Annotated in this window: 22 protein-coding genes; 11 read left to right on the top strand and 11 right to left on the bottom strand. The window is 73.1% G+C overall.

From position 1 onward, the window contains the following. Positions 1–34: 34 nt before the first annotated feature. The 6 genes from IEY98_RS08115 to IEY98_RS08090 all read right to left on the bottom strand — a co-directional run bounded on the left by IEY98_RS08115 (position 35) and on the right by IEY98_RS08090 (position 6,494). The gene (locus IEY98_RS08115) at positions 35–1,384 is read right to left on the bottom strand and encodes a cell division protein PerM (RefSeq protein ID WP_189209592.1); all 1,350 of its coding nucleotides are present in this window, start codon (positions 1,382–1,384) and stop codon (positions 35–37) included. A 100-nt stretch (positions 1,385–1,484) separates the two neighbouring features. Further along, positions 1,485–2,066, bottom strand: coding sequence for a DUF5336 domain-containing protein (locus IEY98_RS08110; RefSeq protein WP_229786672.1), 582 nt, complete (start codon positions 2,064–2,066; stop codon positions 1,485–1,487). A 264-nt stretch (positions 2,067–2,330) separates the two neighbouring features. Continuing rightward, a complete protein-coding gene (gene sucD, locus IEY98_RS08105) occupies positions 2,331–3,218 on the bottom strand; it encodes a succinate--CoA ligase subunit alpha (RefSeq protein WP_189209590.1) in 888 nt (295 codons plus the stop codon). A gap of 3 nt (positions 3,219–3,221) precedes the next feature. Then, positions 3,222–4,391 carry an ADP-forming succinate--CoA ligase subunit beta gene (gene sucC, locus IEY98_RS08100; RefSeq protein WP_189209589.1) on the bottom strand — a complete coding sequence of 390 codons (1,170 nt, stop codon included), beginning with the start codon at positions 4,389–4,391 and terminating at the stop codon, positions 3,222–3,224. Between the two features lie 100 nt (positions 4,392–4,491). Further along, positions 4,492–4,752, bottom strand: a complete 261-nt coding sequence (locus IEY98_RS08095) for a hypothetical protein (protein ID WP_189209588.1) — start codon at positions 4,750–4,752, stop codon at positions 4,492–4,494. Next, positions 4,749–6,494: a hypothetical protein gene (locus IEY98_RS08090; protein WP_189209587.1), complete on the bottom strand. Its 1,746-nt coding sequence runs from the start codon at positions 6,492–6,494 to the stop codon at positions 4,749–4,751. Before IEY98_RS08090 ends, IEY98_RS08095 begins: the two co-directional genes overlap by 4 nt. Positions 6,495–7,580: 1,086 nt before the next feature. On the opposite strand from IEY98_RS08090, the gene IEY98_RS08085 reads away from it, so the two are divergent. Continuing rightward, positions 7,581–8,279, top strand: coding sequence for a M23 family metallopeptidase (locus tag IEY98_RS08085; protein ID WP_229786671.1), 699 nt, complete (start codon positions 7,581–7,583; stop codon positions 8,277–8,279). A gap of 97 nt (positions 8,280–8,376) precedes the next feature. Here the strand turns inward: IEY98_RS08085 and pcrA are convergent, their stop codons facing one another. Continuing rightward, positions 8,377–10,722, bottom strand: coding sequence for a DNA helicase PcrA (pcrA, locus tag IEY98_RS08080; RefSeq protein WP_189209585.1), 2,346 nt, complete (start codon positions 10,720–10,722; stop codon positions 8,377–8,379). Between the two features lie 239 nt (positions 10,723–10,961). Here pcrA and IEY98_RS08075 point away from each other — a divergent pair, with 239 nt between their 5' ends. The 7 genes from IEY98_RS08075 to IEY98_RS08045 all read left to right on the top strand — a co-directional run bounded on the left by IEY98_RS08075 (position 10,962) and on the right by IEY98_RS08045 (position 17,510). Beyond that, complete coding sequence (locus tag IEY98_RS08075; RefSeq protein ID WP_189209584.1) at positions 10,962–11,258, top strand: chorismate mutase; 297 nt, start codon at positions 10,962–10,964, stop codon at positions 11,256–11,258. 51 nt (positions 11,259–11,309) lie between these two features. Continuing rightward, complete coding sequence (locus tag IEY98_RS08070; protein ID WP_229786670.1) at positions 11,310–11,615, top strand: hypothetical protein; 306 nt, start codon at positions 11,310–11,312, stop codon at positions 11,613–11,615. A gap of 61 nt (positions 11,616–11,676) precedes the next feature. Continuing rightward, positions 11,677–12,351: a PIG-L deacetylase family protein gene (locus IEY98_RS08065; protein ID WP_189209583.1), complete on the top strand. Its 675-nt coding sequence runs from the start codon at positions 11,677–11,679 to the stop codon at positions 12,349–12,351. Between the two features lie 20 nt (positions 12,352–12,371). Next, positions 12,372–13,253, top strand: coding sequence for a hypothetical protein (locus tag IEY98_RS08060; protein WP_189209582.1), 882 nt, complete (start codon positions 12,372–12,374; stop codon positions 13,251–13,253). A gap of 233 nt (positions 13,254–13,486) precedes the next feature. Then, the gene (locus tag IEY98_RS08055; protein ID WP_189209581.1) at positions 13,487–14,278 is read left to right on the top strand and encodes a hypothetical protein; all 792 of its coding nucleotides are present in this window, start codon (positions 13,487–13,489) and stop codon (positions 14,276–14,278) included. A 230-nt stretch (positions 14,279–14,508) separates the two neighbouring features. Beyond that, positions 14,509–15,888: a serine/threonine-protein kinase gene (locus IEY98_RS08050; RefSeq protein ID WP_189209580.1), complete on the top strand. Its 1,380-nt coding sequence runs from the start codon at positions 14,509–14,511 to the stop codon at positions 15,886–15,888. An 11-nt stretch (positions 15,889–15,899) separates the two neighbouring features. Further along, entirely contained in the window at positions 15,900–17,510 is a 1,611-nt protein-coding gene (locus tag IEY98_RS08045) for a serine/threonine-protein kinase (RefSeq protein WP_189209579.1), read from the top strand. Here IEY98_RS08045 and IEY98_RS08040 read toward each other — a convergent pair. Then, entirely contained in the window at positions 17,507–18,403 is an 897-nt protein-coding gene (locus IEY98_RS08040; protein WP_189209578.1) for a LysR family transcriptional regulator, read from the bottom strand. The genes IEY98_RS08045 and IEY98_RS08040 overlap by 4 nt on opposite strands. Before the next feature lie 115 nt (positions 18,404–18,518). Here IEY98_RS08040 and IEY98_RS08035 point away from each other — a divergent pair, with 115 nt between their 5' ends. Beyond that, positions 18,519–19,424 (top strand): DMT family transporter, encoded by a 906-nt coding sequence (locus IEY98_RS08035; protein ID WP_229786669.1) that lies wholly within the window; start codon positions 18,519–18,521, stop codon positions 19,422–19,424. 10 nt (positions 19,425–19,434) lie between these two features. Here IEY98_RS08035 and IEY98_RS08030 read toward each other — a convergent pair whose 3' ends face one another. Both IEY98_RS08030 and IEY98_RS08025 read right to left on the bottom strand, forming a co-directional pair. Further along, positions 19,435–20,085, bottom strand: coding sequence for a response regulator (locus IEY98_RS08030; protein ID WP_189209576.1), 651 nt, complete (start codon positions 20,083–20,085; stop codon positions 19,435–19,437). Then, complete coding sequence (locus tag IEY98_RS08025) at positions 20,082–21,329, bottom strand: ATP-binding protein (protein WP_229786668.1); 1,248 nt, start codon at positions 21,327–21,329, stop codon at positions 20,082–20,084. Before IEY98_RS08025 ends, IEY98_RS08030 begins: the two co-directional genes overlap by 4 nt. Before the next feature lie 124 nt (positions 21,330–21,453). Between IEY98_RS08025 and IEY98_RS08020 the strand changes: the two genes are divergently transcribed. Next, complete coding sequence (locus tag IEY98_RS08020) at positions 21,454–22,737, top strand: PspC domain-containing protein (RefSeq protein WP_229786667.1); 1,284 nt, start codon at positions 21,454–21,456, stop codon at positions 22,735–22,737. After that, entirely contained in the window at positions 22,730–22,930 is a 201-nt protein-coding gene (locus tag IEY98_RS08015) for a hypothetical protein (RefSeq protein ID WP_189209573.1), read from the top strand. Before IEY98_RS08020 ends, IEY98_RS08015 begins: the two co-directional genes overlap by 8 nt. Positions 22,931–22,991: 61 nt before the next feature. Here the strand turns inward: IEY98_RS08015 and guaA are convergent, their stop codons facing one another. Next, complete coding sequence (guaA, locus tag IEY98_RS08010; RefSeq protein ID WP_189209572.1) at positions 22,992–24,542, bottom strand: glutamine-hydrolyzing GMP synthase; 1,551 nt, start codon at positions 24,540–24,542, stop codon at positions 22,992–22,994. Positions 24,543–24,632: the final 90 nt, after the last annotated feature.

Here is a 24,632-nt window from a genome sequence, read left to right as displayed (position 1 = left end):
GCCGGAACGGGGTGTGTCCAGCGTAAGGCGTCCGTTAACGATCTTCGTCGGCGGCGTCGGTGTCCGACGCCACACCGTCGGCCGCAGGGTCGGCCGTGTCGTCGGCGGTGTCGTCGGCAGTGTCGTCGGCCGCCTCGACCGCCGCATCGTCCTCATCGGACTCCTCGGGGCTGTCCGGCTCGTCGGTCCCGTCCGGCTCCCCGGGCTCGTCCTCGTCGGCGTCGGCCTCCGGCTCGATGAGCCCGGCGGCGACCGGGTGCGGCCCGGCGAACCAGGCGAGCACCCCGGCGGGCACGCCGATCCAGCCGACCATGGCCAGCGACAACGCGGCAGCGCGCAGGTCGAGCGGGTCGAACGGCCCGCCGCCGAGCGCGCCGCCCGCCGACCCGGCCAGCACGGCGACGACCGCGGCGACCAGGATCGAGGCCACCGACACCGCCCGCAGCCGCGCCACCGGCGACTCGTCCGCGTCCCGCAGCGCCCAGCCCACCAGCAGGCCCACGGCGAGCGGCAGGACGAACAGCGCGGGCCACCAGGGCTGCGGCCCGCTCGGCAACGCGCCCAGCAGCGGCACCGCGGGCACCGCGCCACCGCTGAACCCCAGCGGCGCCACCGACACCTCGCCGATGCCGAACCCCGGCCCGGCCGCGAACCCCAGCCCGGCGATGACCGCGTTCGGCAGGTATCCCAGCGACAGCAGGAACAGCCCGGCGCTCTCCCCGGCGCCGCCGGTGAACAGCGAGGTCACCCGCCCGAACGCCGTGACCAGCCCGATGACGACCACGACGGCGCCGACGGCGACCAGCGCGACGCAGGCGAGCACGCCCGCCCGCAGCCCGCGCACCGCCAGCGGGTCGATCCGGCCGCTGAGCCCGGTCAGCACCTCCGAGCGCCGCGCCAGCGCGACGACGCACGCCGCGCCGCTGATCAGCGCCGGGTAGTAGAAGCCCGCCAGCGGGTCGACCCGCAGCGGTCCGTCGAGCAGCAGCGCGGCGGTCAGGCCCGCGGCGGCGTGCGCGAGCGCGACGACGCCCGCGATGCACCCGGTCTGCTGAGGCCCCCGCGCGTCCGCCCGCCGGGCCGCGACCGCGACGACCCACCCGACGAGCAGCGCGAGCAGCAGGGTCGGCAGCAGCGGCAGCGCGCCGAGCGCGCGGTCGGAGATCACCAGCGGCACCTGGTAGGCGGCCAGCCAGCCGGGCACCGCGGCGCCGAGCACCCCGTCGACGCTGAACGACGCCCGCGGCGCGAACGCGGTGACCAGCGCGAACACCGCGGCTATCGCGGCGTGTCCGAGGAGGAGCGGCAGCAGCGCGGCGGCCGCCAGCGTGCGGACCCGCGGGCGCGCTGGCGTCCGCAGCGGGGACTCATCGAGCAGCGCCATGTGTCCACTGTGGCATCGGCGTTGCTCCGAACGGGTCAGCCACGCCGACACGCGAATGGGCGATGCCGGGGTCCGGCATCGCCCATTCGAGGTACGTCGGCTACGGCTGCTGCTGCGGGTACCCGCCCGGCGGCGTGCCAGGGGCCTGCTGCCCGAACTGGCCCTGCTGCGGGGCGAACGTCGTCTGCTGGCTCGACACCGGCGGCTGGCCGAACTGGCCCGGCTGCTGCGGCATCGGCTGGCCCGGCTGACCCGGCTGGCCCGGCATCTGCTGCTGGCCGAACTGGCCCGACGGCGGGTTGTAGCCGCCCGGCTGCGCGTAGGGCGCGTGGTGCTGCGGCGCCGGGGGCTTGATGATGCCCGCGTCCATCAGGAACGCGGCCACCGCGGCCGCTGCCTGGATCAGGCCGAAGATCAGCAGCAGGATCGCGCCCGTGCCGTCGAGGCCGCCGAACAGGCCGAACAGGACCGTCAGCGCCGAGGCCACCGCGATCGCGGGCACCAGGATGCCGGGCTTCTTGTCCTCGCCGGGCAGGATGACCTTCAGCGAGAGCACGCCTGCGATCAGGAACAGCGCGGGCACCACCGAGGCGATCTCGAAGTAGTTCGAGCCGGGGCCGACCTCGGCGAAGCCGAGGAAGAAGTTGAGCAGGCCGAGGCCGGCGACGCCCAGATGCAGCATCTGCGCGACGGTGAACTTCGGACCCGCCGACGGCGGCGGACCGTAAGCCTGGGTGGGCTGCTGCCCGGGGCCCGGGTAGCCACCCGGTGCACCGCCTGGGTAGGACATCGCGTGCTCTCCTCGCTTGGGCCTGTGTTACGCCGAGCCTGGCGCGAACGCTAGCTCATCCGGCCGGTTCGATGGTCACCGGCACGCGTTGGTTCCCCAGGCTGACGGACGAAAAACCCGCCACCCGGTGGATGGCGGGTCTTTCACCTGGTCTTATTACCGCGCGGCGAACAGCTCGCGGGCCAGGGCCGCGGTCTCCGACGGCGTCTTGCCGACCTTGACCCCGGCGGCCTCGAGGGCCTCCTTCTTGGCCTGGGCCGTGCCCGCCGAGCCGGAGACGATGGCGCCAGCGTGGCCCATGGTCTTGCCCTCGGGGGCGGTGAAGCCCGCGACGTAGCCGACGACCGGCTTGGTCACGTTCTCCTTGATGTAGGCGGCGGCCCGCTCCTCGGCGTCGCCGCCGATCTCGCCGATCATCACGATCAGCTCGGTCTCCGGGTCGGCCTCGAACGCGGCGAGCGCGTCGATGTGCGTGGTCCCGATGATCGGGTCGCCGCCGATGCCCACGGCCGAGGAGAAGCCGATGTCCCGCAGCTCGTACATCATCTGGTAGGTCAGCGTGCCCGACTTCGACACCAGGCCGATCTTGCCGGGGCCGGTGATGTCGGCGGGGATGATGCCCGCGTTCGACTTGCCGGGGCTGATCAGGCCGGGGCAGTTCGGGCCGATGATCCGGGTCTTGTTGCCCGTGGCCACCGCGTGCGCCCAGAAGTAGGCGGTGTCGTGCACCGGGATGCCCTCGGTGATGACCACCGCGAGGCCGATGCCCGCGTCGATGGCCTCGATGACGGCGTCCTTGGCGAACTTCGGCGGGACGAAGATCACGGTCACGTCCGCGCCGGTCTCCGCCATCGCCTCGGCCACGGTGCCGAACACCGGGAGCGAGGTGCCGTCGATGTCGGCGGTGGTGCCCGCCTTGCGCGGGTTCACGCCGCCGACGATCTGGGTGCCGGACTTGAGCATGCGCGAGGTGTGCTTGGTGCCCTCGGCGCCGGTCATGCCCTGGACGATGACCTTGCTGTTCTCGGTCAGGAAGATTGCCATGGGTCAGGCTCCAGCAGCGGCGAGTTCGGCGGCCTTGTCGGCGGCGTTGTCCATCGTGTCGACCACGGTCACCAGCGGGTGGTTGGCCTCGGCCAGGATGCGCCGACCCTCGTCGACGTTGTTGCCGTCCAGGCGGACGACCAGCGGCTTGGTGGCCTCGTCGCCGAGGATCTCCAGCGCCTTGACGATGCCGTTGGCGACCGCGTCGCAGGCGGTGATGCCGCCGAAGACGTTGACGAACACGGACTTGACGTCCGCGTCGCCCAGGATGATGTGCAGGCCGTTGGCCATCACCTCGGCCGAGGCGCCGCCGCCGATGTCGAGGAAGTTGGCGGGCTTGACGCCGCCGTGCTTCTCGCCCGCGTAGGCCACCACGTCCAGGGTGGACATGACCAGGCCTGCGCCGTTGCCGATGATGCCGACCTCGCCGTCGAGCTTGACGTAGTTGAGGTCCTTCTCCTTGGCGGCGGCCTCGAGCGGGTTCTCCGCGTCCTTGTCCACCAGGTCGGCGTGCGCCGGGTGGCGGAAGTCGGCGTTGCCGTCGAGGGTGACCTTGCCGTCGAGGGCGATGATGTTGTCCTGCGGGTCGCGGACCAGCGGGTTCACCTCGACCAGCGTGGCGTCCTCGCCGACGAAGGTGTCCCACAGCTTCACGATGACCTCGGCCGCCTTCTCGGCGACCTCGGCGGGGATCCTGGCCGCGACGGCGATCTCGCGCGCCTTGGCGATGTCGACACCGGCGATCGCGTCCACCGGGACCTTGGCCAGCGCGTCGGGGCGCTCGACGGCCAGCTGCTCGATGTCCATGCCGCCCTCGGCGGAGGCCATCGCCAGGAAGGTGCGGTTGGCCCGGTCGAGCAGGAACGAGAAGTAGTACTCCTCGGCGATGTCGGAGGCTGGGGTCACCAGCACGCGCCGCGTGATGTGGCCCTTGATGTCCAGGCCCAGGATGTTCTCGGCCTTCGCCTGCGCGTCATCCGGGGTGTCGGCCAGCTTCACGCCACCGGCCTTGCCGCGGCCACCGGTCTTGACCTGCGCCTTGATGACGACGGTCTGGCCGAGCCGCGCCGCGATCTCGCGGGCTTTCTCGGGGGTGTCGGCCACGTCGCCCGGCAGGACCGGGACGTCGTGGGCGGCGAAGAGGTCCTTCGCCTGGTACTCGTACAGGTCCACGCGACAGTCTCCTGACTACGGTGTCGACACGATTGCTGTCGGACGTCAAGACCCTAGCGAGCAGGGTTTTCGGTTGACACTTCGCACCCGGTGAGGTAGCTCACCTTGGGTGGTGAGTTCGGTCACCGGCAGTGTCCACCCAGGCCAGGACGTCCGCGGCGGGTACCACCGGGATGTCGTCGACCAGGGCGGCGACGGCGTCGGCGTGATCGGCGACGGCCACGGCGTCCGGGTCCTCCTGGGCGGCGACGGCCGCGGCCGGACCGGGCGCGAGCGGTCCGGTGTAGACGACCTCGACGCCGCGGTCGCGCAGTTCCCTGGCGAGCGCGGGCAGGTCCCCGACGAGCACGACGCGGATCATCGGCGCGCGCTCACCGCGGTCGCGGCGGCGATCACCAGCGCGACGACCGCCGCGATGGCCAGCCACAGGCCCTGGCCGGGGCGGCCGTCGGCGGCGCGGGCGGCGGTGAGCGGGTACTCCAGGGCGCGGAAGCCGACGAGGGCGGCGGCGCCGAGCAGCAGCGCGCCCGCGCGCGGCGGCCGGGCTGCCGGGGCGAGCGCGGCGGCGGCGACCACCGCGCCCAGGGCGATCAGCAGGCCCCAGGACGCGAAGCGGAACTCCGCCCAGATGCCGGGGGCGACCAGGTCGGGGGCCTTGAGGACGGGCAGCCCGTAGGCGCCGACGGCCAGCAGCGCGGCCACGGCGGCGGGCGCGGCGACCGGGAGGGCGTAGCTGCGCTCGGTCAGGTCGACGTCGTCGCGCTCCGCGCCGCCCGCGATGGCGGCGGTGACCGCGGCGGCGCAGGCGAGGACCAGCGCGAGGCCAGCGAACCAGACGCCCGCGCCGACGGTGACCGCGCCGCTGGCCCCGGTCGCGGTGAACGCCGCGTCCAGGCTTCCCGCGGCGGCGAGGCCGACCCCGGCGAGCACGACGATGAACGCGGGCCGGGTCGCGGCGGCCGACCCCGAGGCGAGCATCGGCGCCGACAGCAGCAGCACGGCGACGGCGACGGGGAGGAACAGCCTGCTGGCGTAGGCGGGCGGGGTGTCGATGCCGTCGGCGACGATCAGGCTGCTGGTGCCCGCGATGACGGCGGCGGCCGAGGTGAGCACGCCGAGGACGCCCGCGACGCGGTGCAGGCTGCGGAGGTCGAGCCGGACGTCGGCGTCCTTGGCGCTGGCGGCGGGGCTGACCGACCACAGCGCGGCGGCGAGGGCGGCGGTGGCGGCGAGGGCCAGGAACGGGCCGAAGGCCGGGTGCAGCAGCTCGGTGAACAGTCCCGCCGTGATCTGCGGGACGGTGACGGCGGCGACGGCGGCGAGCAGGCCGAGGACCATGCCGCGGGCGACGGCCAGGTTGGCGGCGCTGCCCGCGAAGACGGCGGCACCCGCGGCGCCCAGGGCGAGGGCGAGCAGCCCGTACCGGGCGGGGGCGGGCGAGTCGACGACGCCGAGCGCGAGGACGAAGGCGTTGTCGGAGGCGAAGGGGACGACCAGCAGCCCGACGGCGGCGATGGTCCCGGCGAGGAGCGCGGACCGCGTGAACACCGAGCGCGCCCGGGTGGGGCGGTCGGCGGAGGGGTCGTCGAACTCGGCGGCGTAGACCGAGCCGGGCTCCGCGCCCGCCCTGGCGAGCGCGAGCGCCCCGGCCACGGCGGCGAGCACGTGGCCAGCGACGAGCAGCCAGAGCCCGGCGGCGGGCTCCAGGGGCGCGAGGCTGGTCGGGACCAGGATCTCGGGCCGGGAGGCCCGCAGGACGTCAACGGCCAGCTGGAGGTCGACGAGGGCACGCCCCGGGGCGAGCAGCGCGGCGCCGACGAGGACACCCGCGCCGGTCACCGCCCTGCCGGTCACGGCGAACGCGATGGCGATGGCCGCCGGGAGAAGCGCGAGAACCACGAGAAGCGCGGTGGACGCGTACCCGGGCGGCGGGGCGTCGGCCATGACCCCTACCACCGGGCCAGCGGCGGTGAGCACGGCACCGGCGAGAGCGACACCAAGCCCTGCCTTGAGCCGAACGGGAACGTCAACCCACCCGATCCGCTCAGCGGACAGGGCATCAGGACCGGTCCGGTCCAGCGGCTTGTGGGTCCGCGCAGTCATCGCAGGCAACGCTAGCAAGGTGGCGGGCTGTCGACCGATCAACACCACGGGGGGTGGGGGTGTTTCTTGGGGCCTTGCCCGGTTTGGGGGCGCGGTCAGGCGCAGGTGGGCGCGGTCGGACCCGTCAGCCTTGGGCGGGCGGTCAGTTCCGTCAGCCTCGGGCGGGTCTTGGCGGGTTTGGGACCGCGGTCAGCCGCAGGTGGGCGCGGGCGACCCCGTCAACCCTCGGGCGGGCGCGGGCGACCTCGTCAGCCTTGGGCGGGCGCGGGCGGCTCGCCGGTTCCCGGCGTTGCTCGTGGTTTAAGAGCGTCCTCGCCGGACGGGCTGGTCTCCGGGATGGTCGGGCTTGCCTGCCATCCCGTCGACCTCCCGGAGGGTTACCACACCCAGGGTGGGGGCGCGGAGCTTGCGTTGTCGCTGGCCGAGGCCCTGGGGGCCTCGGCCTGGCAAGTTCCTGTTTTGTTTGGGGGCCGCGCCCCCACCCTGGGTGTGGTAAGGCTGCGCCAGGTCGACGGGATGGCAGGCAAGCCCTGGTTTGGGTGGGTGTGTTGCGTATGCGTTTGGGTGGGCTGGGGTCCCCCGTGAACCCCTGCCCTTGGGTGTCCGTGTCGGTCGGTCTTGTTGCTTTGGGGTGCCACCCGAACGGCCGATTGAAACGAGACCCACGTCACACTAAAGACGTGAGTTCGGCTTAACTTTGTGTAGTTCTCGCAGGACATGACCTTGGGGGGTTGGCGGGGCTTTACGGATTCAGGTGGGCGCTGTTGCCCATCGCGGTATCTCCCCGTTACTGTCCCCGCGTCCGTTGTCACGGTCAGATCACGGTTAGGGCTGGGCGGCAACCTCCCCCGGGAAGCCGTCCGAACTGGGTCCCCCGCCCGGTGAAACCGCCCCCGCCGAGCACGGCCCGTCCCCCGCGGGTCTCGGCGGACGAGGTCTGACTCCCCGAAGGCGGAAGGCCAGGTCTTGTCCCGACATCGCTCGTCCGGCGGTGAACTCGAGTTCGCCGTCGACGATCAGGCGCTGGAACGCACGAGGAATACCCGCGGTCGCGGGGTACACCGGATCGCTCCGCCGTCGTCGGCGTTGCGTGGGCGGGTTGTGGTCGCCGCCGTCGCGGTGGGCGCCTTCGCCGCCGCCGCTGCCGGGCAGACGCTGCAGGGCGCGGTGGGCGAGCAGGCCGCCAGCGCCGACGAGATCATGCCGCTGGCCAACCCGGGCGACGCCGCCGCTTCCATGGGTATCGGCGGCGACACCGCGGGCGCGCCGGAGCTGCTGGCGCTGGCCGCGACCTCGGACGGCGCCATCGAGGCCGAGAAGATGGCCACCACCGAGCGGGTCGTCCAGGAGAAGGAAGAGCGGCTCGCCGAGGAGGAGGCCCGCAGGCGCGAGGCCGCCCGGCCCAAGTACGTCCGCCCGACGACCGGGATCTTCACCTCCGGGTTCGGCGCCCGCTGGGGCCGCACCCACTACGGCATCGACATCGCCAACCGCATCGGCACGCCGATCGTCTCCGTGGCCGACGGCCGCGTCATCGAGGCAGGGCCCGCGGGCGGCTTCGGGCTCTGGCTGCGCGTCCAGCACGACGACGGCACCATCGCCGTCTACGGCCACATCAACGACTACGTCGTCAACGAGGGCGACCGGGTCAAGGCGGGCGAGCTGATCGCCCACATGGGCAACCGCGGCCAGTCGACCGGCCCGCACCTGCACTTCGAGATCTGGCAGGACGGCTACAAGATGAACCCGTCCAGCTGGCTCAACCGCCACGGCATCGGCTACTGAGCCCCATTCCCGGTCGTCCTTGACCACGGTCTACCCCCTCGTCGATCCGACGAGGAGGAGTCAACCGCAGGGCACCGACAATTCTCGAACGTACGTTCTAGAGCTTCACCAGCGGCACGCTGCCGATCAGCATCAGCCGGATCGTGCCCGCCGAGCCGAAGTCGATCGTGGCCGTCGCGCGGGGACCGACGCCGTCCGTCGCCACCACCGTGCCCAGCCCGTACTTGTCGTGGTTGACGCGGTCGCCCACGTTCAGCGACAGCGCCGGGGTGTCCTTCCAGCGGGCCGTGGGCGCGGGCCTGCTCGTCGCGCCGAGACCGCCGCCGGAGCGCCCGCCCCACGTCGTCGCGCGGGTCGGCGCGGCCCGCTCGGGGCCGGTGCGCCGCCAGTCGATCAGGTCGGCCGGGATCTCGGCGAAGAACCGCGACGCCGGGTTGCTCATCGGCTGGCCCCAGGCGGCGCGCACGATCGCCCGGGACAGGTACAGCTTCTGCCGGGCCCGGGTGATCCCCACATACGCCAGCCGCCGCTCCTCGGCCAGCTCGACCGGGTCGCTGAGCGCGCGCAGGTGCGGGAAGACGCCGTCCTCCCAGCCCGTGCTGAACACGACCGGGTACTCCAGGCCCTTCGCGGTGTGCAGGGTCATCAGCGTGACCACGCCGCTGGACTCCTCGTCGCCGTCGGGGATGGAGTCGGCGTCGGCGACCAGGGACACCCGCTCCAGGAACGCCGCGAGCGAGCCGGACTCCGGCAGCGGGACCGGGGCGGTGTCCGGCGGGGCGTCGTCGGGGACGACGCCGGGGCCCTCGGCGAACTCCCTGGCCACCGTCACCAGCTCCGTCAGGTTCTCCAGCCGGGTGCCGTCCTGCGGGTCGTCGCTGGCCTCCAGCTCGGCGCGGTAGCCGGTCTGGTCGAGCACGGCGTCGAGGACCTCGGCGACGTCCTGCCCGTCGTCGACGAACCGGCGCAGGCCGTCGATCAGCTCGACGAACCCGGCGATCGCCCGCTGCGAGCGCGGGTTGAGCATGGCCACCCGGCCGTCGGCCGCGTCGCGCAGCGCGGCGGCGAAGGAGATCCGCTCCCGCTCGGCGTGGGTCGACACGCACGCCTCGGCGCGGTCGCCGATGCCCCGCTTGGGCACGTTCAGGATCCGCCGCAGCGAGACGGTGTCCTCGGGGTTGGCCAGCACCCGCAGGTACGCCAGCATGTCGCGGACCTCGCGGCGCTCGTAGAAGCGGACGCCGCCGACGACCCGGTAGGGCAGGCCCAGCCGGATGAAGATCTCCTCGAACACGCGGGACTGGTTGTTGGTCCGGTAGAACACCGCGATGTCGTTGTTGTTCGCCTCGCCCGCGTCGACCAGCCGGTCGATCTCGTGGGCGACGAACGCGGCCTCGTCGTGCTCGTTGTCGCCGACGTAGCCGACGATCTTGTCGCCCTTGCCCAGCGCGGTCCACAGGCGCTTGTCGCGGCGGTTGGGGTTGCGGGAGATGACGGCGTTGGCGGCGTCGAGGATCGTCTGCGTGGAGCGGTAGTTCTGCTCCAGCATCACCGTCGTCGCGTTGGGATAGTCCCGCTCGAACTCGACGATGTTGCGGATCGTGGCGCCGCGGAAGGCGTAGATGGACTGGTCGGCGTCGCCGACGACGCACAGCTCCGCGGGCGGCAGGTCCCCGGTGCCCTTGCCGACCAGCTCGCGCACCAGCACGTACTGGGCGTGGTTGGTGTCCTGGTACTCGTCGACCAGGATGTGCCGGAAGCGGCGGTGGTAGTACTCGGCGACGTCCGGGAACAGCTGGAGCATCTCGACCGTGCGCATGATCAGGTCGTCGAAGTCCATCGCGTTGGCCTGCGAGAGCCGCCGCTGGTACTCGGCGTACACCTCGGCGACCCGGCGCTCCAGGTCGTTGGCTGCGTTGGCCGCAGCCGTCTCGGCGTCGATCAGCTCGTTCTTGAGGTTCGACAGGTGCACCGACAGGGTGCGTGCCGAATAGCGCTTGGGGTCGAGGTCCAGGTCGCGCGCGACCAGGGTGATGAGCCTGCGCGAGTCGTCGGCGTCGTAGATGGAGAACCCGGAGGTCAGCCCCAGCGTCTTGGCCTCGCGGCGCAGGATGCGCACGCACATGGAGTGGAACGTCGACACCCACATGGCGTTGGCGCGGCGCCCGACCAGGTCGACCACGCGCTCCTTCATCTCCGCGGCGGCCTTGTTGGTGAACGTGATCGCCATGATCTCGCCGGGGTGCGCGTGCCGCTCGGCGAGCAGGTGGGCGATGCGGCGGGTGAGCACCCTGGTCTTGCCCGAGCCAGCGCCCGCGACCACCAGCAGCGGCGATCCGGCGTGCTCGACGGCCCGGCGCTGCTGCTCGTTGAGGTCGTCGAGGCTGTGCGCGGCCGGGCGCGGCGCGGGAGTGGGGCTGGGGAGGTCGAATAGCGCTTCCATTTGCCGGTCACGGTACCCGGGCGTGCCGACGATCGCGAAGATCCCGCCTCGACCCGGCGGCGGTCGGTGTGCGAGAATCGGCGACGTGCATCGCCGTTACTTCTTTTTCTACGGGACCCGGACTCCGGCTCCCGTGATGGCGTAGGCACCACAAACCCACACGAAAGCCCCGGAGTCCTCGGACCCCGGGGCTTTCGTGCGCCAGGGCCGGAACTCCCCAGGACCCGCAGAGGACGATGATGAGCACCGTGTCCCAGGAACCGAAGTCGGACAAGAGCGTGGAGTTGCCGCAGCCCGCCGAGGTCGCCGAGCTGCGCAAGGAGATCGATGAGCTGGACCGGGAGATCCTGCGGCTGGTGAAGCGCCGCGCGGAGGTCTCCCAGCGCATCGGCGCGGCGCGGATGGCGGCGGGCGGGCCGCGCATCGTCGTCAACCGGGAGATGGACGTGCTCGCCCGCTACCGCGAGCTCGGCACGGCGGGCCGGATGCTGGCGATGGCCCTGTTGGACCTCGGCCGGGGCAAGCTCGGCCGATAATCAGGGAATCTCCCCCATTCCGGGCGGGCCGCGCTGCGGCACACTGGGATCATGGGACTCATCGCGCTGATCGTGGTCGTCGTCGCGCTTGTCGTGACCCTCGGCCACGCGGCTTATCTCGGGCTGCTGAACGCGGCGGCGAAGAAGAAGGGCGCGGCGGGGTCGCAGGTCGCCCGGGACGTGCGCGCCAGGCTGCCGGTGGCGGGGGCCACCGCGGCGGGCGCGCTGCTGGCCGGGCTGATCTCGTCGGGCTCCGGCTTCGCCGACGTCCTGGCGATCCTGCTGGCGGCCGGGTCGGCGGCGATCGCCGGGTCGGCCCAGGTCGCCGCCCAGCAGCGCTACCAGATCGGCCGTTGACACGATCGGGTGAGACGCGGGCAGCCGCGCGAACGCTGCGCGACGACCTAGGCTTGCCGGAATGAGCCGGGCCTTGGTCGTCTTCGCCCACCCCGACGACGTCGACTTCGGCGCCGCGGGCACGGTCGCGGCGTGGACGTCGGCGGGCGTCGAGGTGGCCTACTGCGTCGGCACCTCCGGCGAGGCCGGGTCGCACCCGGGCGCGGTGCGCGAGGCCGAGCAGCGCGCGGCCGCCGCCGAGGTCGGGGTCAGCGACGTCGTCTTCCTCGGCTACCCCGACGGGCGGCTCACCGCGTCCCTCGACCTGCGCCGCGACATCGCCCGGCAGATCCGGCGGTTCCGGCCGGACCGGGTGCTCGCCTGGAGCCCGGAGATCAACTGGGACCACGTCGTCACCGCCCACCCCGACCACCGGGCCATGGGCGAGGCGGCGTTCGCCGCGGTCTACCCCGACGCCCGCAACGCGCACGCGCACCCCGAGCTGCTGGCCGAGGGCCTGCGGCCGTGGACGGTGCCCGAGCTGTGGCTGGCCGACGCCCCGGCCCGGCTGCGCAACCACGCGGTGGACATCACCGCGCACTTCGACCGCAAGCTGGCCGCCTTGCGCAGCCATGTCACCCAGACAGGCGGCAATTCCGGGCTTGAGGCCCAACTTCGCGCACACTTCTCCGCAGTGGCCGCGCGCCACGGCATCACCGGACTGGCCGAGGAGTTCCAGGTCGTCGACACGAGCTGAACGGACAGGAGTCGCCACAGATGACAGGGGGGCACCACAGCGGCAGACACCGGCGGGGCCGGAGCCCCCTGGCGTGGACGCCGCGCACGCGGGACCGGCGGGACCGGGCGCACGCCCTCGCCGAGGCCGACACCGACATCATCCCGATCATCGACGAGTACCCCGACCTGCCCGCCGCCGGGCTGGCGAAGTTCAACCTGGGCAGCATCCCGGCGTCGGTCACGCCGCCGCGCAGCACGCGGCGGGCGGCCTGGTTCGCGGTGACCTCCTCCGCGCTGGTCATCGTCGGCCTGGTGTACGCCGCAGCGGCGCTGGTCACCGGCCCGCGCAGGCCGGACGTCGTCGACGCCCTCCCCGGCCTGCCGACGGTGCCGCAGCCCTACGCCGAGCCAGTGGTGACGACGACGTCGGCGGCGACGCCGACGCGCTCGGCCCCGCCGAGCACCACGACGCGCACCACCACCAGCGCGCGCGAGCCGAGGACCGCGCTCATGCCGACGCGGCAGGCAGCGCCCGCCACCGAGTCGCAGGCGGCCGCGCCGTCGACGCACCCGACCCGGGTCACGGTGTCCACGCCCGTGCTGGTCGGCCCGGCGACCGACACCGAGGCGATGGGCGACCAGACCGAGGTGTACTACCGGCAGGTGACCGAGGACCCGGAGGCCGCGCACGCGATGACCGCCGGGGAGCTGCACGACGAGGGGCCGGACTCCATCGGGCGGCGGTACGCGGGCATCGAGCGGGTCGAGGTCAAGAGCATCACCATCGACGCCAACCGGGGGACGACGCGCTCGGAGCTGCTCGTGGTCCGCGAGGACGGCACGGTGACCTCCATGGAGCGCGAGCTGACCTTCACCTACGGCTCGGACCCCAAGATCAGCGCGGACAGCGCCGCATCATGAACCGTTGCGCCGTCCGGGGCGACCAGGGCGGCGGAGTACGCAATCTCCGCTACCCCGATCGTCGGCCGGATGCCGGTAAACAGGTGTGCTCCGAGTCACTATTACTCCATTCGAGTGATATTTGCCGGTTGCCTCTCGCCTCGATCGGGTGAAGCGCCGAGAAAGGGTGGTGTGAGGGCGCGGAGCAGGGTACGAGTGGCCCCGTAGTGGACGGCGGACGAAGGACAATGGCAGTGGAACGACCGGGTCCCGGCAGGCGTCGGGTGCGCTCTGGGGCCGTCCGCGCCACCGAGCTCATCGACCGCGCGGGACGCCGTTTCCCCCGCTCACAGCCGCCGTCGCGGCGGGCGGCGCCTGCCGAGGAGCCGTCGGCGGCGCCCTCGGTCGACCCGCCGTCGCGCCGGATGCGGGCGGCCAAGCTGGCGGGCCTCGTCCTGGCCGCGCTGACGCTGTGCGGCACGGTCGGCACGGCCGCCGTGGTGTCCCGCGAGCGCGGCGACGCCGTCGGCGCGGACGCACCCGGCCCGATCACCGGCAGACGCGCGCTGCTGCCCGACGACCTCACCGCCGCGGTCTCCCATGCCTCCTCCGTCGCGAGCACGACCTTCGCCGCGCCGACGACGGCGGCCTCCACCGCGATCGTCGCCCGCACCTCCCGGCCCGCGACCGACCAGGGCACCTCGCCCGCCGACGGCAGCACCAGCCCGGTCTCGACCTCCGGGCTCTCCGACGGCGAACTCGTCGCCGAGTACTACCGGCTGGTGCGCAGCGACCCGGGCAACGCGTTCACCCTGCTCTCCGGCGCCGAGTTCGGCGCGGACCTCGGCCAGTTCCTCACCGCGTGGTCGGCGGTGACCGACGTGCGGGTCATGGACATCGAGACGACCGCGGAGGGCGTGGTGGCGGATGTGCGCATGCATTTGGTGACCGGCCAGACGCTGTGGGTGCGCCAGCTGTTCCACGTGACAGACGACACACCCCGCCGGATCGCCAACGTCACGCTGCTGTCGGCGCAGGTCGGCTGACCAGCCAATCACACGTTCGGGCGACCTGTTCGCCCGGATTGTGACACCATGTAACGGCCACTGGAGCGGCCTCGGCGATCCGGGACTGCGTTCGACCGCGCTGCGTGAACGCCTAGCCTGGATAAGTCGGCCTGGGGCCAACGTCGCCGTGTGGGTCGCCCACCGGGCCCAGGACGCCATGGACGAGCAGCCCGTGCACGGAGCGCGCGGGCAAGGGAGGTTCCGGTCGGATGAGCGACGAGGGCCGGCTGGTCGCCGGGCGCTACCGGCTGGCTGAGCGCATCGGCAACGGCGCGATGGGCGTGGTCTGGCGCGGGGTCGACGAGCGCCTCAACCGCGAGGTCGCGATCAAGCAGCTCATCCTGTCCCCGCTGCTGCCCGCCGACGAGGCCGAGGAGGCGGTCGCGCGCTGCCTGCGCGAGGGCCGCATCGCCGCCAAGCTGCACCACCCGAACGCCATCGGCGTGTTCGACGTGGTCGACGCCGACGGCACGCCATGGCTGGTCATGGAGTACCTGCCGTCGGTGAGCCTGGCCAGCGAGCTGGCCGAGCACGGCACGCTGCCGGTGGCCGAGGTGGCCCGCATCGGCCAGCAGATCGCCGCCGCCCTGGCCGCGGCGCACGCGGCCGGGATCGTGCACCGCGACGTCAAGCCGGGCAACATCCTGCTCGGCCACGACGGCACGGTGAAGATCACCGACTTCGGCATCTCCCGGGCGACCGACGACGTGACCGTCACCAAGACGGGCCTGATCGCGGGCACGCCCGCGTACCTGTCGCCGGAGGTCGCCGTCGGCCGCGACCCGTCGCCCGCCTCCGACGTCTACTCCCTCGGCTCGACGCTCTACGCCGCGATCGAGGGCGAGCCGCCGTTCGGGCTGACCGAGAACACCCTCGGCCTGCTGCACGCCGTGGCCGCTGGCAAGATCAACCCGCCGCAGCGCTCCGGGGCGCTGACCCCGGTGCTCGTCGCGCTGCTGGCCGCCGACCCCGAGGCCCGCCCGAGCGCGTCGCGGGTGCGGGAGATGCTGGGCGCGGTGGCCAGGGGCGAGGAGCCCGACCTGCCCGCGACCGCGCTGGTCGCGCCGGTCCCCGCGGGCGACGAGTCCACCCGGCTGGTGGCGAGCCCGGCTGCGCTCGGGACCGGCACCGGCGTGCGCGCGCTGGGCACCGGGACCGGCCGCCCGGTCGGCCCGCCGCCCGCCCGGTCGCACCGCCCGCTGATGTTCGCCAGCGCGGGCGTGGCCATCGTCATCGCGCTGGGCGCGTGGCTGCTGGTGCGCAGCACCGGCGCCGACGACCCGACCAACGGGACCACGCCGCCGCCGCAGGCCCCGGTCGCGACGACGGAGGTCGTGACGACCACGGAGGCGACTACGGACGCGCGCGAGCCGACCACTACGGTCGCTCCGACCACGACGGCGGAGCCGACCACCACGACGACGGCGGTTCCCACGACCACGGAGCCCACGACGACCACCCAGCCGACGACGAGCACCGAGCCGACGACGAGCGAGACGGACCCGACCGCCGAGCCGACCACGCCCAACCCGACCTCGAACGGCCAGCCCACCACGACGGCGGGTCAGCAGAAGCCCGACACCAACTAACCGGAGCGCCGATGTCGAGCGAGCAGACCCTGGTCGCGGGCCGTTACCGGCTGCTGACCAAGATCGGCAGCGGGGCGATGGGCGTGGTGTGGCAGGCGCGCGACGAGCGCCTGCACCGCACGGTCGCCGTCAAGCAGCTGCTCTCCCAGCCCGGGTTGAGCGCCGACCAGGCCGAGGAGGCCCGGCAGCGCGCGATGCGCGAGGGCCGCATCGCCGCCCGGCTGTCGCACCCGAACGCGATCACCGTCTACGACGTGGCCGAGCACGACGGCCAGCCGTGGCTGATCATGGAGTACCTGCCGTCGCGGAGCCTGGCCGCGGTGCTGTCCGAGCGGGAGACGATCCCGCCCGCCGAGGCGGCGCGCATCGGCTCGCAGGTGGCCGCCGCCCTGGTCGCCGCGCACGCGGCCGGGATCGTGCACCGCGACATCAAGCCCGCGAACGTGCTGCTCGGCGACGACGGCACGGTCAAGATCACCGACTTCGGCATCTCCCGGGCGACCGGCGACATCACCGTGACCGCGACCGGGATGCTGGCGGGCACGCCCGCCTACCTGGCGCCCGAGGTGGCCAAGGGCGAGACGCCAGCGCCGTCGTCGGACGTGTTCTCCCTCGGCTCGACGCTCTACACCGCCGTCGAGGGCCATTCGCCGTTCGGGCTGAGCGAGAACACCCTCGCCCTGCTGTACGCGGTCGCCGCAGGCAAGATCACCCCGCCGAAGCAGGCCGGGCCGCTGACCGCGCTGCTCATGCAGCTGCTGCGGACCAACCCGGCCGAGCGCCCGACCATGACCCAGGCCCGGGAGGGCCTGGCCGCGATCGCCGCAGGCAAGCCGCTGCCCACCGCCACGGTCGCCAACCAGCTCACCGACCCGTACCCGAAGCCGCCAGCGCGGCCGGTCGCCGGGCCGCCCGCCACCCCGCCGCCGGGCACCCGGCTGGACATGCACCCGTTCAGCGAACCGCCCCGGCCCCAGCAGCAGCCGCGCCCCATGGGCCCGCGCACGCCCGCAGGCGGCGTCCGCACCGCGCCCCCGCAGCAGCAGCGCAGACCGGAGCGGGACGTGCGCTCGATCGTGCTGACCGTGCTGGCCATCGTCGCCGCGGCCCTGGTCGGCATCCTGGTCGCCAGCCTCATCACCAAGAGCGACGGCAAGCGCGCCGACGAGAACCCGAACCCGCCGACTGTGACGCAGGAGCGGCCCGCGGAGACCACGACCACGAGCGCGCGGCCGACCACCACCACGACCACCACGACGACGACAACCACCACCACGACGACGACCACGCCCAAGCCGACGCCGCGGGACTACGAGACCTTCATCAAGCAGTACTACGGCCTGCTCCCGGCGAACACCGAGGCGGCGTGGAACCTGCTCACGCCCAACGCGCAGCGGCTCTCCGGCGGCTACGAGTCGTTCAAGAGCTTCTACGGCGGCATGAAGAAGGTCGAGGCGAGCCGGGTGAACGCCACCGCGAACGGCAGCGTCACCGCCCGGATCAAGTTCGAGCCCAAGGACGGCGACGACTCGACCGAGCACTACGCCTTCGTCGTCGTGGCCGACGACATGGGCGTCATGCGCATCGACAGCTTCCGCAAGACCGGCGGCGAGGACGGCTAGGCGGCCGCCGCCTCGCGCAGCGCGGTGAGCAGCCCCCGCACCGCGGGGTGGTCCAAAGCGGACTCGCGCACGGCGGCGTGGATCACGCGCACCGGCTCGGGCTTGCGCAGCCGCCGCACCACGACCCCGGGGTGCCTGCTGCCCAGGCCCATCCTCGGGATCACCGAGACGCCGAGGCCAGCGGCGACGAAACCCTGCGCCGAGGTGTAGTCCTCGCTCTCCACCACGACGTCGGGGCTGAAGCCCGCGGCGGCGCACGCGTCGAGCAGGATGCGCAGGCACGGGCCCGGCGGCCACTCGCTGCCCACCCACGGCTCCTCGGCGAGGTCGGCCAGGTCCAGCACCCGCTTGGCGGCCAGCCGGTGCCCGCGCGGCAGCACGGCCTGATAGGGGTCGTCCAGCAGGTGTTCGGTGTGGACGCCGGGCGAGACCAGCCTGCTCGAGCGGTGGATGAAGATCGCGACGTCGGCGTGGCCGCGCTCCACCTCGATCAGCGGGTCCTCCGGGTCGATCAGCTTCAGGTCCACCCGCACGCCCGGGTGCTCGCGGCGCAGGCGGGCCAGCGCGGGCGGCACCAGCGACGCGCCCGCGGTGGTGAAGTACCGCACGACGACGCGTCCGGTGACGCCCGCGCGCAGGTCGGCCAGCGCGGTCTCGGCCTCGGCCACCCGGGTGCCGATCGCCCCGGCGTGCTCGGTCAGCAGCAGCCCCGCCGGGGTGGGCCGCACGCCGCGGCCGAAGCGCTCCAGCAGCACCATGCCGACCTCCTTCTCCAGCGCGGCGATCTGCTGGCTGATGGCGGAGGGCGTGTAGCCGAGGTTGGTCGCGGCCGCGGTCACCGAGCCGCTGGTCACGACCGCGCGCAGGACCTGGAGGCGGCGGACGTCGAGCATGTAGCGCAGCTTAATTGTCGGTCCAGCACTTTTCACTTGTCCTGAGCGGACCGCGCGGGCAGCGTGTGCGCGGAAGGAGCGTGTGATGGTTGGCGGACGGGGGACCCTCATCCGAATGGGCCTGCTGGCCCTGATGTGGGGATCGAGCTTTCTCTGGATCGAGATCGCCCTGACCGGGCTGAGCCCGGTCCAGATCTCGGTCGCGCGCTGCGTGCTCGGCGCGCTGGTGCTCGTCGGACTGTGCTACGCGGCGGGCAAGCGGCTGCCGAGGGACTGGCGGGCGTGGGGGCACATGACGCTGGCGGCGGTGTTCGCCAACGCCCTGCCGTTCACCCTGTTCGCCGTCGGCCAACAGACCGTGGATTCGGGCGTGGCCGGGGTCATCAACGCGACGACGCCGCTGTGGCAGCTGGTGATCGGGCTCATGCTGGGCACCGACCGCGGCATGGGCGGCATCCGCCTCCTCGGCCTCCTCCTCGGCTTCGGCGGCACCCTGCTGATCTTCGCCCCGTGGAACGCGGGCCTCATGGGCTGGGGCGCCCTGGTCATCCTCGCCGCCGCCATCAGCTACGCGGTGGCCTACGCGTACATCGACCGCACGATGAAGGGCCGCGGCGTCGCCCCGATCGCGATGTCGGCGACCCAGCTGGTGTCGGCGACGTGGCTGGTGGCGCTGGCCCTGCCGGTGGGCGGCCTCCAGCCGGTGTCGCTGACCTGGCAGGTCATCCTGGCCATCGCGGTGCTGGGCGTCTTCGGCACCGGCTTCGCCTTCGCCCTCTTCTACCGCCTGCTGTCCGACGAGGGCCCCACCAACGCCTCCGTGGTGGGCTACCTGCTCCCGGTGGTCTCAGTCCTCCTGGGCGCCATTTTCCTGGGCGAGGACCTGAACCTCCGCATCATCGCGGGCATGATCATCGTCCTGGCAGGCGTAGCCATGACCCGAATCCCCCGCCGCCCACCGACGACACCCGCCGTGCTCGCGGCCGAGGACGAACCACGGGCCCCCGCACGGCTGGACTAGGCGAACCGGATCACACCAACCGCCGGTCCGAAGCCCATCGGGAGAGTTCGTATCGGTTCGACAGCTGGGTCTTCCGCAGCACGCTCGACACGTGCGTCTCCACGGTCTTCACCGAGATGAACAACTCCGACGCGATCTCCTTGTACGCGTACCCCCGCGCCAACAAGCGCAGCACGTCACGCTCGCGTGGCGTCAGCAGGTCCAGTTCCGGGTCGCTGATCGGGGCGGCGCCGGGGCGGTCCGCGAAAGCGTCCAGGACGAAACCCGCCAGCCGAGGCGAGAACACCGCGTCGCCCTCAGACACGCGGATGATGGCCTTGCCCAGCTCCGCCGCCGAGATCGTCTTCGTCACGTACCCCCGCGCCCCGGCCCGGATGACCGCGATGACGTCCTCCGCCGCGTCCGACACCGACAGGGCCAGGAACACCACCTCGGGGAACTTCGGCCGGGCCTGACGCAGGACCTCGGCCCCGCCCCCATCGGGCATGTGCACGTCCAGCAACACCACGTCCGGCTTCAGGTGGCCGATCCCGGCCACCGCCTCGCCGACCGATCCGGCCTCGCCGACCACCTCGATCTCGCCGTCGACGCTGTCGAGTTCGGCGCGCACCCCGGCGCGGAACATGCTGTGGTCGTCTACGAGGAACACCCGGACACTCATGTGACCACCTTCGCACGCGGCATCTGCAGTTCGACCTCGGTGCCCTCGCCCGGCGTCGTGCGCAGTCGGACCCGGCCGCCGTTGCGCTCCATCCTGCCGTGGATGGAGTCGGCGAGGCCATGGCGGTCCTCGGGCACGGTGTCGGGGTCGAACCCCTTGCCCCGGTCGCGCACAAACACGGTCACCTGCTCGGGCTCCACCTCCGCGTACACCGACACCTCGCCGACCCCGGCGTGCTTGGCCGCGTTGACCATGGCCTCGCGGGCGGCGGACACCACCGCGTGCAGGCCCTCGTCGAGCAGGCAGTCGCCGACGACGACGCTCTGCACGCTGATCGCGAAGGTGTCCTCCACCTCGCCTGCCGCCCTGGCCAGCACGTCGGAGAGGGCCTCTGCCTCGGCGACCTTGCCGTAGCCGGACGGGCTGTAGAGCCAGGTCCGCAGCTGCCGCTCCTGGCCGCGGGCCAGCCGCAGCACCTCGCGCGGGGACTCGGCCTGCTTCTGGATGAGGGCCAGCGTCTGCAGCACCGAGTCGTGCAGGTGGGCGGCGATCTCGGCGCGCTCCTCGGTGCGGATGCGGGCGCGCCGCTCCTCGCCGAGGTCGCGGACCAGCCGCAGCCACCACGGCACGGTCAGCAGGGCCACGCCGACCAGCGCGGCGACGACCGCGAGCAGGGTGAACTGCACCTGGCCGAGGCCCATGCTGGTGAGCAGGAAGATCGCGATGCCCGCGGCGACCAGCGCGGAGCCGGAGAGCACCCGCACGACCGCGGCCGGGCCGCCGCCGCCGAGCACCGCGCCCTTGGCCCGCCGCCGCTGCGACTGGTCGGCCTCGCGCCAGACCAGCGCCGCGCCGACCAGCGTCACGCCGATGCCGCCAGCGACCCAGCCGTTCACCGCGCTGGAGAGCCCCCACGCGCCGATCGTCAGGCCGAGGCCGAGGGCGAGCAGGCCGATGGCCTGCTGGCGCTCGCGGCCGGACACCTCGCGGGTCGGGGCGTCGGCTGGCTGCTGCGGAGCGAAGATCCAGAACAGGCCGTAGGCCAGCACGCCTGCGCCGCCCAGCGCCGCGCCGATGGTGAAGGCCATCCGCACCCACAGCACCGGCATGCCCAGGTGATCGGCCAGGCCGCCCGCGACGCCGCCCAGGGCGCGCCCGGTCCGGCGGCGCTGCAGCCGGGCGTCGCCGGGCAGCGCCACCGACGTGGGCCCGCTGCGGTCGATCTCGGCCTCCGGCTCGGTCATGGCTGTCTGCACACCAGCATGCTCACACGCGCGCGTGGCGACAACATCGGGGAACGACCCTGACTTCGGGTTCAGGGTCGTTCCCCGATGCGCGCGGCCCTGGCGAGGCGCGATCCTCGGTAGCGTGAGTGGAGCATCCAGGTCCTCCCAGGTGGAGGACACCGTCAAGGACATGTGGGCCACGCGCCCACGGCGGCCGCGGCGCGGCCGCAAGGTCGCGGGCGTCGCGGCCGGGATCGGGCAGCGCTACGGCATCGATCCGGTCGTCCCCCGCGTCCTGTTCGCCGTTCTGACCTTCTACGGCGGCGCGGGCCTGCTGTTCTACGTCCTGGGCTGGCTGCTGCTGCCCGAGGAGGACGACGAGGTCTCGCCGGTCGAGGCGCTGGCGGGCAAGGGCCGCAGCGCCACGTCACCGTTCTTCACCGTCGTGCTGTGCGCGTCGCTGATCCCGCTGTTCGCCTGGTTCCTCGACAAGGACTTCGGCGGGTTCTTCGGCCTGGTCGCCTGCGCGGTCCTGGTGTACGCGCTGCACCGGGGCCGGGCGCACCTCGGCCGCGTGCCGGAGCCGCCGGCGCAGTCTGCCCCCGAGCACCCCTCGGCCGTCGACTACGCCGCCCACACCGTCCCCGTCTACGTCCCGGAGCCGCCCATGTCGTCCCCCGTGCAGCCGGAGCTGGCCGACCAGGCCCCGCGCACGACGCCCCCGGAGTGGGACCCGCTCGGCGCGGCCCCGTTCGCCTGGGACCTGCCCGAGCCCAGCCGCCCCGAGCCCGAGGCCGAGCGGCCCGTGCCCGCCAAGCGGTCCAAGGCCGGTCTGGTCACCGTCGGCGTCTCGCTGCTGGCCGTGGGCGGCCTGGTGCTGGCCGGGCCCACGCTCGGCGACTGGGTCAGCGTGCCGCACGTGATCGGCGTGGTGCTGGGCATCGTCGGCATCGGCATGTTCCTCGGCTCGTTCCGCCGCGGCGGCCGCGGGCTGATCGGCCTGGCCGCGCCGCTGGCCGCGCTGGGCATCGCGATGACCGTGGTGTGGCCGGACGGCTTCGAGGGCGGGGGCATGGGCGACCTGCGCGCCCAGCCCACGACGCTGGCCCAGGTGCAGCCGGAGTACGTGCGCAACGTCGGCTCGGTCGAACTCGACCTGACCGCGCTGACGGAGAAGACCGGGACCGTGAAGACGCGCGCCGCGATCGACGTCGGCGACGTGACGGTCGTCGTGCCCGCCACCGCCGACGTGGTGGTGCGCTGCGAGGCGGGGCTCGGCGACGTCCGGTGCCTCACCGAGGGCCGCGGCGGGTCGAGCCCGATGGTCGACGTGACCGACTACGGCCCGGACGGACCGGGCGGCCTGAGGATCGAGCTGCACGCCGAGGCCACCGGCCCGGGCAGCGTGGAGGTGACCCGTGGCTGAGTGCACCAAGCACCGCCGTCCCGATTTCCTGACGATGCTGTGCGGGCTGGCCACGATGGGCGTCTCGGCCTACGTGCTCACCGACGGCGAGATGTGGCTCCCGGTGCTCGACCTGCGCTGGATCGTCGCCGGTGGCGCGGTCTTCGCGGGCCTGCTGTTCCTGGCGATGTCGACCCGCCGCAAGCGGGACTGACACCTCCCACCCCACTCACGAGAGAGCGGCGGCCGCCCCGAGGGCGGCCGCCGCTTCCGTGTCACTCCCACTCGATGGTGCCCGGCGGCTTGCTCGTCACGTCCAGCACGACCCGGTTGACCTCCGCGACCTCGTTGGTGATCCGGGTGGAGATGCGCTCCAGCACGTCGTAGGGCAGGCGCGTCCAGTCGGCGGTCATGGCGTCCTCGCTGGAGACCGGGCGCAGCACGATCGGGTGACCGTAGGTGCGCCCGTCGCCCTGCACGCCGACGCTGCGCACGTCCGCGAGCAGCACCACCGGGCACTGCCAGATGTCGCGGTCCAGACCGGCGGCGGTCAGCTCGTCGCGGGCGATGGCGTCGGCCGCGCGCAGCGTCTCCAGCCGGTCCGCGGTGACCTCGCCGATGATGCGGATGCCCAGGCCGGGGCCGGGGAACGGCTGGCGGTGCACGATCGTCTCCGGCAGCCCCAGCTCGAGGCCGACCCGGCGCACCTCGTCCTTGAACAGCGCGCGCAGCGGCTCGACCAGCTCGAACTCCAGGTCCTCCGGCAGCCCGCCGACGTTGTGGTGGCTCTTGATGTTGGCCGTGCCCGTGCCGCCGCCGGACTCCACGACGTCGGGGTAGAGCGTGCCCTGCACCAGGAACCGGAACTTCTCCCCGCCCGCGGCGGCCTGCAGGTCCAGCTCGGCCTGCTCGAAGACCCGGATGAACTCGCGGCCGATGATCTTGCGCTTCTGCTCGGGGTCGGTCACCCCGGCCAGCGCGGACAGGAACCGCTCGCGCGCGTCCACGGTGACCAGCTTGACGCCGGTCGCGGAGACATAGTCGCGCTCGACCTGGGCGCGCTCGCCCGCGCGCAGCAGGCCGTGGTCGACGAACACGCAGGTCAGCCGGTCGCCGATGGCGCGCTGGACCAGGGCGGCCGCGACCGCGGAGTCCACGCCGCCGGACAGCCCGCAGATGGCCTTGCCGTCGCCGATCTGCGCCTTGATCCGCTCGACCTGCTCATCGACGATCGACGCGGTGGTCCATTGCGGACGGATGCCCGCGACGTCGTGCAGGAACCGGCGCAGCACCTCCTGCCCGTGCGGGGAGTGGCCGACCTCGGGGTGGTACTGCACGCCCGCGAACCGGCGCCCGGTGTCCTCGAACGCCGCGACCGGCGCGCCCTGGCTGGTGGCGGTCACGGCGAACCCGTCGGGGGCCTTGGTGACGGCGTCGCCGTGGCTCATCCACACCGGGTGGCGGCCGGGCAGCGCGTCGTGCAGGACGCCGCCGTCCGCGGCGAGGTCGGTGCGGCCGTACTCGCGGGTGCCGGTGCGCTCCACCACGCCGCCGAGGGCCTGGGCCATGGCCTGGAAGCCGTAGCAGATGCCGAAGACGGGCACGCCCGCCTCGAACAGGGCCGGGTCGACGCCGGGCGCGTCCGCGGCGTAGACGCTGGCCGGGCCGCCGGAGAGCACGATCGCGGCCGGGTCGCGCTCCAGCAGCTCGGCGACGGGCGTGGTGTGCGGGACGACCTCGGAGTACACCTGCGCCTCGCGGACGCGGCGGGCGATGAGCTGGGCGTACTGCGCCCCGAAGTCGACGACCAGGACTGGACGGTCCATGGGTTCTAGCCTTCCGGTACGGGCCGGGCGTGCGCGAATCGGCACGCAGCGGCCTGCTGCGTGCCGACCGGTCCCTCCCTGGGTTTCTCT

It is taken from the genome of Actinokineospora fastidiosa (genome assembly GCF_014648415.1).
Taxonomy (GTDB): Bacteria; Actinomycetota; Actinomycetes; order Mycobacteriales; family Pseudonocardiaceae; genus Actinokineospora; species Actinokineospora fastidiosa.
This window is presented reverse-complemented; position numbering and strand designations above follow the sequence as displayed.